Origin of the sequence: Aliisedimentitalea sp. MJ-SS2 (assembly GCF_032586155.1) — a bacterium.
GTDB lineage: Bacteria > Pseudomonadota > Alphaproteobacteria > Rhodobacterales > Rhodobacteraceae > JAWHTC01.
The window spans coordinates 316,513-330,323 of record NZ_JAWHTC010000005.1 but is presented as its reverse complement, the minus strand read 5'-3'; the positions used below and the strand labels follow the sequence as shown (position 1 = coordinate 330,323).

Genomic DNA, 13,811 nt, shown 5'->3' with positions numbered 1-13,811 from the left:
ACACGCGCGCGTTGGTATTCAATCGTCAATCGGTTCATTAAATGAACCTTTGGTTCTAAAATAGACTGACAGAGGCAACCCAACACTGTCAACTCCTTTAACAAGTGAAATTCCTGCCCCCATGCCGACACAAGCTCCAAACCCGGGTCATTCATGTGGGCGTCTTGGCCAAGGCTCAGAGCTGCAACGATGTGCGGATAATCCTTGCCGCAGTTGTCGCTTGCCTGTCCGCGGCTGCCGGGTAGTCCACAACAAGACCGGTGCAAAGGGGAATTCAACCTTTCGGTTGAGCGAGTTTCCGCCAATACCCGAAAAGGTATGGCATTCCCAACCTCACAAACTCTCGGTTTCGTGCGACACTCGAAGGCAGAACAACACATTTTGTTTCGCGCAGTTTTCGCGCACGAGGCGAGCAGCTCTGACTTTTCATCAACAGGAGCTGACAATGAAACTTGCAAGACCTTTACTTTTATCTACTGCCACCGCCGCCGCACTGGCACTTGTATCACCAACGCTGGCACACCAAGCCACCCGGCCAATTGAACTCAGCCACAAGATCGAACAATTCCGCGGCGACCCGGCCGATGGCATCACGCTTGCGATCGCCCTGGCCAATTCGGCCGAAGTCGGCAGCCCATTGATGCGCGTCACCGTCGAACTGCTGGGCGAGACGATCTTTGCCAACCAGACCATCGACGAAAGGCGCGAGGAAATCTCTCGTGATGCAAAAGAATTTGCCTACACACTCAAACCCGAAAAGCCGGGCCGTTATCGCGTCACCTTCCTGCTCGAAGGGAGCAGTGGCGAGAAAGAAGGCTTCTCGGCCAAGCTGACGCGCTATGTCGACATCAGTGAAAACGGAGACGTCCGCATCCGCGACCGCAAGATGAAACAGCGAGATGAACGCGACGCGCGTCACATGCGGTTCGAGGACCATCTGCGCGCCAATCCGGATGATCCCGATCTGCGGCTTCTCGACGGCGACGCGATCCGCCTGCCTGACATCATGCAGGATCTGGTCAAGCCGCACGAACGCCAGGGGCTTGTCGTGCGCCCATCGGGTCTGGATGAGATGGAGAAACGCTATCTTCTGCAAAACGAGGAAAAGTCATGGTCGCCCGAGGACCCGATCACCGTGCGCGGACGGCTTACCTTCGTTGATTTCGACGGCACCGTGCGACCGCTGGTGAATGCCACCGTCAAGGTCTATGACGACGATTTCGGATTTGACGAGCATCTGCGCACCACGATCACCGACTGGAGCGGCAACTGGTCAGTCTCGGTCAACAACGATGACGGCTGGCTGCAGGATGGCCGCGACATCTACTACAAGTTCGAAACCAACAATTCGCGCTTCCGGGTTCAGGATTGCGACGGCATCGACAGCACCTATCGCTGGAAATCATCCACCCATGACGACCTCAGCGAAGGCACCGACCTGAACTTCGGATCAGAAACCGCCGGGTCCGATGCCGACACGCTGATTGTCTTCAACTTCCTCAACACCGCCTGGAATCACTCCACCACCGTGGGCGACCGCGATCCCGGTTTCGTCGACACCTGTTACCCGGTCGATGACGGCACCCACTGGGACAGGTTCTGGGAAGAGATCGACTACGAGGAACAGTTCATCGATGGCCCCAACGTGTTCCACCACGAATATGCTCATGCGATCATGTGGTACGGTTATGGTGACGATAACCCTTCGCCGGGCGGGTCGCACAGCTTCAACGACGTGACCCAGCACGCCGGTCTGGCATGGTCGGAAGGCTGGGCCAACGCCTTCCAGCATTCGATAAGGCCCGATGGCGTCTTCAACTGGAACGAGGGCAGCCCGGGGCGCAACCTGGAGAACTTCTCCAGTTCCAACCGCGATGGCAATCGCACAGAAGGCCGCGTCGCTGCCGCTCTGATCGACATGCTCGACAGTGCCAACGACGACAATGGCGGTAACCAAGACCGTGGCCGCGACGATTATGGCGACGACAACACCGCCAATCGCGTGACCCTGGCAACCATGCTCAATCAAACGCTTTGGGGGTCGTATCATGACGACTTCGAGGACTACTGGGCATCGCTCTCTGGTAATCTCAGCGGTTCTTCGCGCTCGGATGCTCAGGAAATCATGTACTATAACTGGGTCAACGTGCCCGAGCCTGTCTCCTGCGTCGCCTCCAAAGTCGCCGCTGCGGTTTCGGAAAAACCCGAGAAAATGCTCTCAGACCTGCGCCAATTCCGCGATCTGGGTATGGTCGAGTTTTCCGGCGGCCGCCAGATGATCCAGGCCTACTATGAGAACTCGCCGGAACTGGCGCTGCTCATCCTCAATCAGCCCGTCCTGCAACGCGAGGCCTTCGCCATTGCCAGCCGCTTTGCCGAGTTCGGCGCCGTGCTTGGCAACCGCGAACAGTTGCACAAATTCGCAGGCTCAGGCGGCACGCTGATCGACGCGAAGATGGCCGAGCGGATCGACGCCTTCATCGCCCAGCTCCGGCGTGAGGCCAGCCCGGAACTTCAGGTCGAGCTTGACCGTGTCAGCGTGGTGATGCGCCAGATCTCCGGCCTGGACTATGTCGCGTTGCAGGCCAAGATTGCCGAAAATGCCAGCAAGCGGCAAAAACTCCCGCTGCGCCAGCTGCGCCAAATGGAGTTGAACCCGGCCTCGCAGAAAGCCAGCGAGTCCCGCAGGCTGCGCGAGCTGCTCAACCCGGTGAAGCCACCGCGCGATCTGGAGTAATTTGAAGCCCGAACCAACAAAGCCCCGGGGGCCATGCCTCCGGGGTCTTCCGTTCAAAGCCGCTTGAGCAGTGCCAATGTCGGCCAGGCATCCGCCGGCATCCCCAACTTCTTTTGCACGTCCTGCACCGCCGCCCGTGTCCCCGCGCCCAGGATGCCGTCGATCTTGCCGACGTCATAACCGCGTTGTGCCAGTTTCTTCTGCAGCTGTTTCATCTGCGCGCCTGACAGCCCCTTGTCGGGCTTGCCCGGATTGAACACCGGCCCACCTTCCAGCCGATTGGCAAAGTACGCCGCGGTCAGAACATAGGTGAAGCTCTGATTCCACTCGAAATAAACCCGAAAATTCGGATAGGCGATAAAGGCTGGACCCTTGCGCCCCTGCGGCAGGATGATCGACGCTGGCAGATGCTCAGCCAATTGCCCGTGACGCGGTTTCACCCCCAGTTTGGCCCAATCGCTGGCCTTCATCTGCGTGTTCAGCCCGGTCTTGGACCAGTCTAAATTAGACGGCGCCGCCACCTCCTGCAGCCAGGGCTCACCGGCACGCCAACCGAGGTGCTGCAGCATCTTACCGCCCGACATCAAAGCATCCGGCACCGAGGTCTTCAGCCGCACCTTACCGTCGCCATCACCGTCAACCCCGTTGTCAATGATGTCCTTGGGCAGCATCTGCACCATGCCGATTTCCCCGGCCCAGGCGCCCGTGGTCCGGGTGGGCGAGAAGTCCCCGCGTTCATACAACTCCAGCGCCGAGAAAATCTGCGGTCGGAACAGGTGCGGACGGCGACAATCATGCGCCAGCGTCACCAGGGCATTGAGCGTGTTGAAATTGCCCTGGAACCCGCCGTAATCCGTCTCGAACGCCCAGAATGCCAGCAGCACGCCACGTGACACGCCGTAACGCGCCTCGACCGCATCGAACACCCGGTTATGTTGCTTGGCCTTCGAGCGTCCTGTGTTGAGACGACCCGAGCTGATCAATCGCCGCGCAAAAGTGGTGAAATCCATCTGGAACACACCCTGCGCCCGGTCGGCCTTGAGCACCTTCTTGTCGATCCGTGCCGAGGCAAAGAACTTGTCCACCGAGGCGGATGCATGGCCCATCGCCACAGCCTCTTTCTTCAATCCTTTGACGAAACTTGAGAAATTGCCACCACAAGAAGTTTGGGCGAAGGCCGCATTTGCCCCGGCCACCAGGGCCGCGGCGATCAGAATCAAGCGCATTGTTACACCTACCGTCGATATCGTTCCGAAAAAGGTTAACAGCTTCCAAGCCTCATACCAGTGCGAAAACCCACATCATCATCGCCACGCCCAGCAGTCCGGCCCAGACCTGCCACAGCGCCCGGCAGGCCGCCTCGATCTCGCGTGGTCCGCTGTCACGATTACCGCTGCCATTAACCCAGGCAAAGTCCCGCATCTCGCCCTCATAGGATCGCGGCCCTGATAGCGCCACGTCCAGCACCCGCGCCAGCGCGGCCTCAGGCCAGCCCGCGTTGGGCGAACGGTGCTGGCGCGCCTCTCTGACAATCTCGCGCCAATCGTCCCATCGGCGATGGATCAGCACCATCAAGAGCGCAGTCAGCCGTGCCGGAATCAGGTTCAAAAGGTCATCAAACCGCGCCGCGGCCCAACCAAACGCTTCATGTCGCTCGGTGCGATAGCCGATCATGCTGTCGGCGGTATTGGTGATCTTGTAAACCAAGAGCCCCGGCAACCCCGCCACCATGAACCAGAAGACCGGCGCGAGCACTCCGTCACTGAAGTTCTCGGCCGCGCTTTCGATCGCCGCCCGCGACACCGCCGCCTGATCCAGTTCGCCCGTGTCACGGCCCACAATCATCGCCACTGCGCGGCGCCCGTCGGCCAGCGACATGCGCAGGCCTTGCGACACTGCCTGCACGTGATCCACCAGCGATTTCTGCGCCAGCAGCACTGCTACGACCAGCGCCTCAACCACCCAACCCAGCGCCGACAGCATCCAACCCAGCACCGCAGATGCGATCACCAGCACCAACAGCACCATCACGCCCTTAATCTGTCGCATCTCGCCGCCGTTGAACCGGGTATCGCACCAGCCCACGGCCTGCCCCATCAGCACCGCCGGATGCGGCACCCGGCTCCAGATCACCCGGGGTTCACCGAAAATGGCGTCCAGCAGCATACCAAGCACAAGGCTCATCTGCGTCCTCCGCAGGGCGGGTTTTGACTCCACCGCTCTCTCACAACGCTGTCTCCAATCGCTCCCAACCTTCCGGCCCAGGCAATCCCAACCGCACCCAGCGCTCGGAATAGGGGAAAATTCGGCTCCAGGTATGTTGCCTAGCCAGCCGCCCCTGAAACGCCGCAGCGTCGCCCACGTCATAAAGTCGAAACAGCGTGGTGCCCCCAACCAGCTTTCCATGTGGTTCCATCAACCGATCCAATCGCATGGCGTCACGCTCCAGCCGCTCTCGCGTCGCCTCGGCCCAGGCCTCATCCTCCAGCGCCCGCGCTCCGATCTCCAGCGCCGGACCGGACACGGCCCATGGCCCAAGCCTCTCGCCCAATCGGGTAATTTCCTCCCGGCCACCAATTGCAAAGCCCAACCGCACCCCGGCCAGCCCCCAGAACTTCCCAAAACTCTTAAGCACGACCCGCCCCGGCCCAGCCTGTGCTATCAATGACTGGGAAGGCATCACATCAGCAAAACTCTCGTCGATTATCATAACCGGCGCTGTCAAATCCGCTGCCCCATAACATCGACCATCTGGGTTATTGGGATGCACGATCACCCGCGCGCCGGTTTCTGAAACGGCGGCCTGAACCACGTCCCATCCGGCCGTGCGAAATGCGGCTTCATGCTCATTGTAGGTGGGTCCTTCAATGCAGACCCGGCCCTGCGGCCACAGCCCCGGCAGTGCCGCGATCGGCGCCGAAGCCCCAGCCGCTGCGACGATCTCAACCCCCTCCGGCACATCCCAAAATGTCCGCGCCGCCGCCAGCAACCGCTCCAGTGCCCCATGATCAGGCAAAGCGGTCCAGGCCTCTGCCGAGACCTCGCCCACCGGATAGGGCACCGGGTTGATCCCCGTGCTCAGGTCAATCCAATCACTGCGCGCGCCGCCCCAACGGGCAACGGCGGCGTCGATCCCACCGCCATGATCACGCCCGTTCATTCGGCCTCCGGTACGGGCACGTGGCGAGACACAAAATGCCCCTTCACCCCCTGCGGCCATTCCCGGAATGGCACCTGCCCGGTCTCGCTTGCCCCGTGCAGCACGGCATAATCGACGATCGCCTGAGCGTCTTCATCACGCGCCGCGAACCGGCCCAGCGAATAACCGATCTTGCCCGCCCCCTGAACGATGATGTTGCAGGCCCGGTCACAGCCCATGGTGCAGGACACCCGTCGCGTCCGCACGCCGCGGTCCTCGGCCATCGCCTCGATCTTCTCGGCCAGCGCCTCGCCATCTGTGACCTTTGCGGTCTCGGCATCCCAGCCCTCGGTCTTGCAGGTGTCGCAGATCGTGATCCAACTTGTCATTCTTCACCGCCTGTTTCGCATGATTGCTATTCGTGCTGCTCTTGAAGCGGATTTCCGCACCCGAAACAAGCAGGGCCTCGCCGACGTTAACCATTTGTTCACAATTCCGAGGCACTCCGATGGTAAAGAAAACCTAACCGGCTAACCGGGCACACCAGGGATCAAAGGGGGTCAGGCCCGCTCGCGGGCCGGAAGCGGATGAAAACGCTCATCGTTGAAAGCACACAGGAGCTGGGAGAGCTTTGGCAACGCCATCTGGAGCGGCAGGGCATTGAAACCTGTCTCTGCCAGGGACAGACCGACGCGGTGGTCGCGCTGCAGAAATCCGATTTCGACATTCTGGTTGTCGATATTGTGCTCGAAGACGGCAGCGCGATGGCGGTGGCAGATTTCGCCAGCTACCGCCAACCCGATGCCAAGGTGATCTTCGTCACCAACACTACCTTCTTTTCTGATGGCTCGATTTTTCGTCACTGCCCCAACGCCTGCGCCTTTCTGCAATCCGATACCCCGCCCGAGGATCTGGCGGCGATGGCGCACCATTACGGCTCGTCCCACAACTGTCCCTCCTCCTGAACATGTCGCAAAGCGCCTAACGCACGGCGGATTGGGAATTGCACCCCCCGCCCCCGCGCCCTATACCGCCCGGTGACGAAGCCCGACAGGGCCGGACAGGTGTGCAGACGGAACTCGACCCAACCCGGGGAGCTGCGTTTGCGTCGTCAGAGGCAAGGCCACGTACGCCTTGCGTCGCGTTTCGGCTTTTCGGGTCATTCTTGATCAGGATCGGGGGTCCGAAATGCGCATCTTCACACCGCTCACTGCCACGGCACTGGCCGCTCTTGCGCCCGCTACAATGGCACAAGCCCATCCCGGCCACCTGATCGAGGCCGCGGGCCATGACCACTGGCTCGGTGCGGCGGCCATCGGTGCCGCCATTGCCATCGGGCTGTGGAACGCCACCAAGACGCGCAAGGACAAGGACGCGCAGGCGGACGCCGATGACGGCGCCGAAGACACCGAAACCGATATCGACGCCGAACCGCAGGAGGCCTGATCTCATGCCCATAACTGACCAGTCCAACCCAACCGAAAAAATTGGCGTCATGATCTGCGGCCACGGTTCGCGCTCGCAAGAGGCGGTGGACGAGTTTTCGGTGCTGGCCGAGAAACTCCCCGCCCTGTTACCCCAAGGCTGGGAATGCGAATACGGCTATCTCGAATTTGCCAATCCGGTGATCCGCGACGGCCTCGACAAACTGCGCGAAAATGGCTGCGACCGCATCCTCGCCGTACCCGGCATGCTGTTTGCCGCAATGCACACCAAGAACGACATCCCCACGGTTCTGAACACATACGCCACAAAGCACGGCCTCACCGTCACTTATGGCCGCGAACTAGGGGTTGACCCCAAGATGATCGCCGCTGCCGGGGCCCGTGTGCAAGAGGCCGTCGAAGCCGCCAACGCCACCCACGGCGACGTACCGCTCGAGGAAACCTGCCTTGTAGTTATCGGTCGCGGTGCGTCCGACCCGGACGCCAACGGCAACGTCGCCAAGGTTGCACGCCTCCTGCAAGAGGGTCTGGGTTTTGGCTGGCTCGAAGTCGGCTATTCCGGCGTTACCTTCCCGCTGGTCGAACCCTGCCTGACCCATGCCGCGAAACTGGGTTACAAGCGCATCGTTGTCTTCCCTTATTTCCTGTTCACCGGCATCCTGATCGACAGGATCTACGGCTTCACCGACAAGGTCGCGGCCATGAATCCAGACATCCAGTTCGTCAAGGCGGGTTATCTCAACGATCATCCCAAGGTTCTTGAAACCTTCGCCGAACGCGTCACCGAACAGGTCGGCGCCATGCCGCCGCCCAATTGCGGCACCTGCGCCTATCGCGAACAGGTGCTGGCTCTGGAAAATGGAGAACATACCCACATTCACGCCGCTGACCGCGCCGCGCACCCCGCCTATGGCGACACCCCGCCGCCCACATGCGTGATGTGTAAATACCGTACACAGGTTCTGGGCTTCGAGGCCGAGGTCGGCGCAGTGCAGGAAAGCCATCACCATCATGTCGAAGGCCAGGGCGCCAACGCTCCGGGCTCCAACGTTGCCGATTGCAATCTCTGCGACACGTTCTGCACCGGCGAATGCCGCCTCGACATGGGCCACCACCATCACCACGACCATGACCATGACCATGACCATGACCATCATGATCACGGGCACGACCACCACCATCACCACCACGCGGAATACCCCCACGCCAAACACCCGCATGGCCCCGAAAGCGCCCGAAGCCACAAACACTGACCCCGCCCTTCTTCTTGCCAGAAATATCCCGGGGGTTTGGGGGCTGGCCCCAATTCCACCCCTCCCCACCAACCCAAAGGCCAACCAATTTGCGCCCCTACGAGAAAAATCCCAGCGCCATCTACGCCGAAAGCTTCGCCACCGTCCGTCGCGAAGCCCGGCTCGATCGCTTCCCTCCTGGCCTGGAACAAATGGCAATTCGCCTGATCCACGCCTGCGGCATGGTCGAGATCGCCGACCGGCTGGCCTTCTCCCTGCTCGCCTATGACGCGGGCCACACGGCGTTGCAAAACGGTGCCCCGATCCTGTGCGATTGCGAAATGGTCGGCGCCGGTATCATCCGTCGCTACCTGCCTGCGGATAATGAGGTGATCGTAACCCTCAACGACCCGAAAACGCCCTCGATAGCCGCCGGGATCGGCAACACCCGCTCAGCTGCGGCCGTGGAACTCTGGGCCGATCACCTTGACGGTGCCGTGGTCGCCATCGGCAACGCCCCGACAGCCCTCTTCCACCTTCTGGAACTTCTCGACCAGGGTGCCCCGAAACCCGCGGTGATCCTCGGTTTCCCCGTCGGCTTTGTCGGCGCCGCCGAATCCAAAGCCGAACTCGCCGCCAACCCGCGCGGCTGTGATTTCGTCGCCCTGCGTGGCCGCCGCGGTGGCTCGGCCATCGCCTCTGCCGCCGTCAACGCGCTGGCGGCAGGGTTGCCTGAGGAAAAATCATGACCCAACCCTGGCTCCATATCATCGGCATCGGCGAAGACGGGCTTGACGGTCTCACACCCGCCACCCGTGCCGTAGTCGAGGCCGCCGAGATCATCATCGGCGGCGACCGTCACCACAGCCTTTCTGACAGCATCACCGCCGAACGTGTCGCCTGGCCCTCACCCTTCGACGCGCTGATCGACCGGCTCACCGACTACAAGGGCAAGCGCGTTGTCATCCTCGCCACCGGCGATCCCCTGTGGTTCTCGGTCGGAGCCCGCATCGGGCGCAGCATCGACCCAAGCGAGATCACCTACCACCCCCAACTCTCGGCCTTCCAACTCGCCTCCGCCCGCATGGGTTGGTCGATGGCCGATCTCGAAACCCTCACCGTGCATGGCCGCCCGGTCGAGCAGATGATCGCCTTCATCCAGCCCGACGCCCGTCTGCTAATCCTGACCACGGGCGATGAAACACCGGGCCAGATCGCCCGCTTCCTCACCGAACGCGGCTTCGGCAAATCCAACATGACCGTTCTGGCCAACATGGGCGGGGACAAAGAACAACGTTTCGACGGCACCGCCGAGGATTGGAACCACGAGGTCCCGGCTTTCAACACGCTCGCCGTAGACTGCATCGCCGCGCCGGATGCCGCGCTTCTGCCCCGTGTCCCCGGCCTTCCGGACGAGATGTTCCAATCCGACGGCACTATGACAAAACAAGAAGTCCGCGCCGCCACCCTGGCCAAACTTATGCCGATGCGCGGCGCGCTTTTGTGGGACATCGGCACAGGCTGCGGCTCGGTCGCCATCGAATGGATGCGCGGCGCGCGTTACACCCGTGCAATCGGCATCGAGCCGAGGCCTGACCGCCGCGCCCTCGCCGCCGCCAACGCGCTCGCCCTTGGCACCCCGCAACTCAAACTGATCGACGGCACTGTCCCTGCCGCACTTGGCGACCTTCCCGCCCCCGACGCCATCTTCATCGGTGGCGGATTAAGCGAAGAGGTCTTCGACGCCGCCTGGGCCGCCCTGCGCCCGCTGGGCCGCCTCGTTGCCAACGCCGTGACACTGGAATCCGAGGCCACCCTGGTCGCGCTTCACAAGAAACATGGCGGCCAACTGGTCAAACTCGCCGTGTCCCGTGCCGAACCGCTGGGCCCGCGCACGGGTTGGAAACCATTGATGGCAGTTACGCAATGGAGCCTGGTGAAGCGATGACAGCGCAGGGCACACTTTTCGGCATTGGCCTCGGCCCGGGCGACCCCGAGCTTATGACACTCAAAGCCGCGCGCCTGATTGCAACGTGCCCGGTTGTGGCTTACCCGGCCCTACCCGGCACAGACAGCTTTGCCCGTTCCATCGCGGCGGAAAACTTCCCCGATGGTGTGCACGAGATTCGCCTCGATATCCCCATGACGCCCGAACGCCGCCCGGCGCAAGAAGCCTATGACAAAGGGGCCGCACGCATAGCCGAGGCTCTGGACATTGGTCAGGACGTTGCCTTTCTCTGCGAAGGCGACCCATTCTTCTATGGCTCTTTCATGTATGTTCACGCACGCTTGTCGGGCATCCACAAAGTCGAGGTCATCCCCGGCGTCTCCTCGGTCATGGCCTCGGCCGCACGCCTGTCGCTGCCGCTGACCGCTCGCAACGAAGTCTTCACCGTTCTGCCCGCACCGCTCGACAACGACACAATACGCCCCCGCATGGAATCGTCAGACAGTTTCGCCATCATGAAACTTGGCCGCCACATGCACCGCATCCGCGCGCTTCTGGACGACATTGGCCTGAGCGAGCACGCTCACTATGTCGAACGCGCCACGCTGGGCAACGAACGCATGATGCCTCTTTCCGAAGCCCCGAAAACCGCCCCCTATTTCTCCATGATCCTTGTCACGAAAGGTGCCGATCCATGGCTGTGACACCTGTCATCCTCTGCCTCAACTCTGCTGGCGAGCCGCTTGCCCATCGCCTTGGCCAGTTCCTCGGCGCGCCGGTGCATGGCCGCGAAAACCGGGTGGAAAAGGCCGATGCCTATTTTCCCAACGCTTTGGATCATGCCCGCGACCTGTTCGCGGCCGGCACCCCTATCATCGGCGTCTGCGCCTCCGGCATCCTGATCCGCGCCGTGGCGCCGCTGCTGGCGGACAAGACCACGGAACCGCCTGTCCTTTCCGTATCGGACGATGGCAAAGTCGTCATCCCGTTGCTGGGAGGCCATCGCGGTGCCAACCGTTTGGCCGCCCGAATCGCGTCAGAGATCGACGCCACCCCCGCCGTCACCACTGCCGGGGACATCGCCCTTGGTGTCGCTTTGGACGAACCGCCCCTTGGCTACCGCCTTGCCAACCCGCAACACGCCAAACCGGTCATGTCAGCCCTTCTCAATGGTGCAGGCCTATCAATCACCGGAGAAAACATCTTCGGCCTTGACGCCACCGGCACCGATATCGACCTCACCGTCAGCGAGACGCCGACCGAGGGGAGCGGCGAGCGGCTCGTCTACCACCCGCAGAAATATGCTCTCGGCCTCGGTTGCGCCCGCAACGCTGACTCTGACGAAATGTGGGAGCTCGTCCAAACCACCCTAGCCGATAACAACATCGCCGCCGGCGCCGTCGCCTGCATCGCCTCCATCGACCTCAAGGCCGACGAACCGGCAATGAACGCGATCGCCCGCCGCCTGGGTGTGCCCTTCCGCCTATTCACAGCCGAAGAACTCGACGCCCAAACCCCCAACCTCGCCAACCCGTCCGACGTGGTCTTTCAAGAGGTCGGCACCCATGGCGTCTCCGAGGCCGCCGCGCTGGCCATTGGTGGCTCGCTCACTGTGACCAAACAGAAAACCGCCAACTGCACCTGCGCCCTCACCCGCGCGGACACCCCAATCTCCGATATGAATGGCCGCCCTCGTGGCCGCCTCTCGGTTGTCGGTATCGGCCCCGGTCAGGCCTCGTGGCGCACGCCCGAGGTCTCGCGCCTCGTCGCTGATGCCGAGGAACTGGTCGGCTACGGTCTCTATATCGACCTGCTCGGCCCGCTGGCGGCGGGCAAGAAACGTTCCGACTTCCCGCTTGGCGGCGAAGAGGCCCGCTGCCGCTATGCCCTCGAACAGGCCGCGCTTGGCAAGAACGTCGCGCTGGTCTGCTCGGGCGACGCAGGCATCTACGCCATGGGCGCGCTCGTGTTCGAACTGCTGGACCGTGGCCCCGACGAACAGGGCGTCTCCGACGCCGCCCACCGGGTCGAGGTGGTCTGCTCGCCGGGTGTTTCCGCCCTGCAAGGTGCCGCCGCCCGTGCCGGTGCGCCACTGGGTCATGACTTCTGCACCATCTCGCTTTCGGACCTGTTGACCCCGCGCGACGATATCATCCGCCGCCTGCATGCCGCGGCTGAAGGCGACTTTGTCATCGCCTTCTACAACCCGGTCAGCAAAACCCGCCGGACCCTGCTGGCCGAGGCCCGCGACATCCTCTTGCAACACCGCCCCGCCGACACCCCGGTCATGCTGGCCTCCAACCTTGGCCGCCCGACCGAGAACGTTCGCTACCGCCGCCTCGACCAGCTCGAAGTTGACGAAGTCGACATGCTCACCGTGGTGCTGATCGGCTCGTCAAACTCCCGCCTTGCCCAACTGGGCGAAGGCCCCCGCATGTTCACGCCGCGCGGTTATGCCCGCAAGATCGACGGCGACCTCGCTCAAGGAGCTTCCAAATGACCGTCTTTTTCATCGGCGCAGGTCCCGGCGACCCCGAACTTCTGACGCTGAAGGCCCAGCGCATCATCTCGGAATGCCCGGTCTGTCTCTTTGCTGGCTCGCTGGTCCCCGAACAGGTGGTCGCCTGCGCGCCGGATGACGCCCTCGTCATGGACACTGCCCCGATGACGCTGGACGAAACCCACGCTGAAATCGCCAAAGCCCACGCCAAGGGCCAAAACGTTGCACGCGTCCACTCGGGCGATCCGTCGCTTTACGGCGCCATCGCCGAACAGATCCGCCGCCTCAAGGTGGACGGTATCGATTACCAGATCGTCCCTGGCGTCCCGGCCTATGCCGCCGCCGCCGCAGCCATCGGCCAGGAACTGACCATCCCCGAGATTGCCCAGTCGATCGTTCTGACCCGGATGTCGATGCAATCCACCTCGATGCCAGCCGGGGAAACACTGGAAAACTTCGGACGTACCGGCGCCACGCTCGCCATCCACCTTGCGATCAGAAACATGCGCGAGATCGAGCGCCAGCTGGAACCCCATTACGGCCTCGATTGTCCTGTCGTGGTTGCCTATCGCGTCGGCTGGCCGGATCAGGAGATCATCCGCGGCACCCTGGGCGATATCCGCAAGAAGGTGCGCGCGGCCAAGATCACCCGCACCGCGCTCATTCTTTTGGGCCCGGCCTTGAGCGAATCGCACGAGTTTGCCGATTCCGCGCTTTATGATCCGGCCAAGCCCCATGTACTTCGCCCGGTCCTTGGGGTCGACTTGGTCGAGGACCACAACACATAGAGTGACCCTACGGAAACGCATT

At 62.2% G+C, this 13,811-nt stretch carries 13 protein-coding genes; 9 read left to right on the top strand and 4 right to left on the bottom strand.

The genetic code is table 11. The features are described from left to right. Window positions 1–445 precede the first annotated feature (445 nt). Window positions 446–2,737: a hypothetical protein gene (locus RXV86_RS19225; protein WP_316302072.1), complete on the top strand. Its 2,292-nt coding sequence runs from the start codon at window positions 446–448 to the stop codon at window positions 2,735–2,737. A gap of 53 nt (window positions 2,738–2,790) precedes the next feature. On the opposite strand, the gene RXV86_RS19220 is transcribed toward RXV86_RS19225, so the two are convergent. Genes RXV86_RS19220 through RXV86_RS19205 form a run of 4 tightly spaced genes read right to left on the bottom strand, consistent with a single transcriptional unit; the run spans window position 2,791 to window position 6,265 of the window. Beyond that, complete coding sequence (locus RXV86_RS19220) at window positions 2,791–3,963, bottom strand: lytic murein transglycosylase (RefSeq protein ID WP_316302070.1); 1,173 nt, start codon at window positions 3,961–3,963, stop codon at window positions 2,791–2,793. 52 nt (window positions 3,964–4,015) lie between these two features. Further along, window positions 4,016–4,921 carry an adenosylcobinamide-phosphate synthase CbiB gene (gene cbiB / locus RXV86_RS19215; RefSeq protein WP_316302069.1) on the bottom strand — a complete coding sequence of 302 codons (906 nt, stop codon included), beginning with the start codon at window positions 4,919–4,921 and terminating at the stop codon, window positions 4,016–4,018. A gap of 40 nt (window positions 4,922–4,961) precedes the next feature. Then, the gene (locus RXV86_RS19210; protein ID WP_316302067.1) at window positions 4,962–5,897 is read right to left on the bottom strand and encodes a threonine-phosphate decarboxylase; all 936 of its coding nucleotides are present in this window, start codon (window positions 5,895–5,897) and stop codon (window positions 4,962–4,964) included. Beyond that, window positions 5,894–6,265, bottom strand: a complete 372-nt coding sequence (locus RXV86_RS19205; RefSeq protein ID WP_316302065.1) for a DUF1636 domain-containing protein — start codon at window positions 6,263–6,265, stop codon at window positions 5,894–5,896. The genes RXV86_RS19210 and RXV86_RS19205 overlap by 4 nt, the downstream gene beginning before the upstream one ends. Before the next feature lie 198 nt (window positions 6,266–6,463). Between RXV86_RS19205 and RXV86_RS19200 the strand changes: the two genes are divergently transcribed. From RXV86_RS19200 to cobM, 8 genes are all read left to right on the top strand, one after another. Further along, window positions 6,464–6,841, top strand: coding sequence for a hypothetical protein (locus RXV86_RS19200; protein WP_316302064.1), 378 nt, complete (start codon window positions 6,464–6,466; stop codon window positions 6,839–6,841). Window positions 6,842–7,064: 223 nt separating this feature from the next. After that, on the top strand, window positions 7,065–7,322 hold the full coding sequence (locus tag RXV86_RS19195) for a DUF6732 family protein (RefSeq protein ID WP_316302063.1): 258 nt from the start codon (window positions 7,065–7,067) through the stop codon (window positions 7,320–7,322). Window positions 7,323–7,326: 4 nt separating this feature from the next. Next, window positions 7,327–8,574 carry a sirohydrochlorin chelatase gene (locus RXV86_RS19190; RefSeq protein ID WP_316302061.1) on the top strand — a complete coding sequence of 416 codons (1,248 nt, stop codon included), beginning with the start codon at window positions 7,327–7,329 and terminating at the stop codon, window positions 8,572–8,574. Window positions 8,575–8,663: 89 nt separating this feature from the next. Next, window positions 8,664–9,302 (top strand): precorrin-8X methylmutase, encoded by a 639-nt coding sequence (locus RXV86_RS19185; RefSeq protein ID WP_316302059.1) that lies wholly within the window; start codon window positions 8,664–8,666, stop codon window positions 9,300–9,302. Beyond that, window positions 9,299–10,501: a precorrin-6y C5,15-methyltransferase (decarboxylating) subunit CbiE gene (gene cbiE / locus RXV86_RS19180; RefSeq protein WP_316302056.1), complete on the top strand. Its 1,203-nt coding sequence runs from the start codon at window positions 9,299–9,301 to the stop codon at window positions 10,499–10,501. Before RXV86_RS19185 ends, cbiE begins: the two co-directional genes overlap by 4 nt. After that, a complete protein-coding gene (gene cobI, locus RXV86_RS19175) occupies window positions 10,498–11,205 on the top strand; it encodes a precorrin-2 C(20)-methyltransferase (protein ID WP_316302054.1) in 708 nt (235 codons plus the stop codon). The genes cbiE and cobI overlap by 4 nt, the downstream gene beginning before the upstream one ends. Next, window positions 11,196–13,001 carry a precorrin-3B C(17)-methyltransferase gene (cobJ, locus tag RXV86_RS19170; protein ID WP_316302053.1) on the top strand — a complete coding sequence of 602 codons (1,806 nt, stop codon included), beginning with the start codon at window positions 11,196–11,198 and terminating at the stop codon, window positions 12,999–13,001. Before cobI ends, cobJ begins: the two co-directional genes overlap by 10 nt. Then, complete coding sequence (cobM, locus tag RXV86_RS19165) at window positions 12,998–13,789, top strand: precorrin-4 C(11)-methyltransferase (protein WP_316302052.1); 792 nt, start codon at window positions 12,998–13,000, stop codon at window positions 13,787–13,789. Before cobJ ends, cobM begins: the two co-directional genes overlap by 4 nt. The last annotated feature ends 22 nt before the right edge of the window (window positions 13,790–13,811 follow it).

What these genes read in the sequence shown, in the direction of transcription:
- RXV86_RS19225 (WP_316302072.1), top strand. Translation starts at nt 446, where the DNA reads ATGAAACTTGCAAGACCTTTACTTTTATCTACTGCCACCGCCGCCGCA.
- RXV86_RS19220 (WP_316302070.1), bottom strand. Translation starts at nt 3,963, where the DNA reads ATGCGCTTGATTCTGATCGCCGCGGCCCTGGTGGCCGGGGCAAATGCG.
- cbiB (WP_316302069.1), bottom strand. Translation starts at nt 4,921, where the DNA reads ATGAGCCTTGTGCTTGGTATGCTGCTGGACGCCATTTTCGGTGAACCC.
- RXV86_RS19210 (WP_316302067.1), bottom strand. Translation starts at nt 5,897, where the DNA reads ATGAACGGGCGTGATCATGGCGGTGGGATCGACGCCGCCGTTGCCCGT.
- RXV86_RS19205 (WP_316302065.1), bottom strand. Translation starts at nt 6,265, where the DNA reads ATGACAAGTTGGATCACGATCTGCGACACCTGCAAGACCGAGGGCTGG.
- RXV86_RS19200 (WP_316302064.1), top strand. Translation starts at nt 6,464, where the DNA reads ATGAAAACGCTCATCGTTGAAAGCACACAGGAGCTGGGAGAGCTTTGG.
- RXV86_RS19195 (WP_316302063.1), top strand. Translation starts at nt 7,065, where the DNA reads ATGCGCATCTTCACACCGCTCACTGCCACGGCACTGGCCGCTCTTGCG.
- RXV86_RS19190 (WP_316302061.1), top strand. Translation starts at nt 7,327, where the DNA reads ATGCCCATAACTGACCAGTCCAACCCAACCGAAAAAATTGGCGTCATG.
- cbiE (WP_316302056.1), top strand. Translation starts at nt 9,299, where the DNA reads ATGACCCAACCCTGGCTCCATATCATCGGCATCGGCGAAGACGGGCTT.
- cobI (WP_316302054.1), top strand. Translation starts at nt 10,498, where the DNA reads ATGACAGCGCAGGGCACACTTTTCGGCATTGGCCTCGGCCCGGGCGAC.
- cobJ (WP_316302053.1), top strand. Translation starts at nt 11,196, where the DNA reads ATGGCTGTGACACCTGTCATCCTCTGCCTCAACTCTGCTGGCGAGCCG.
- cobM (WP_316302052.1), top strand. Translation starts at nt 12,998, where the DNA reads ATGACCGTCTTTTTCATCGGCGCAGGTCCCGGCGACCCCGAACTTCTG.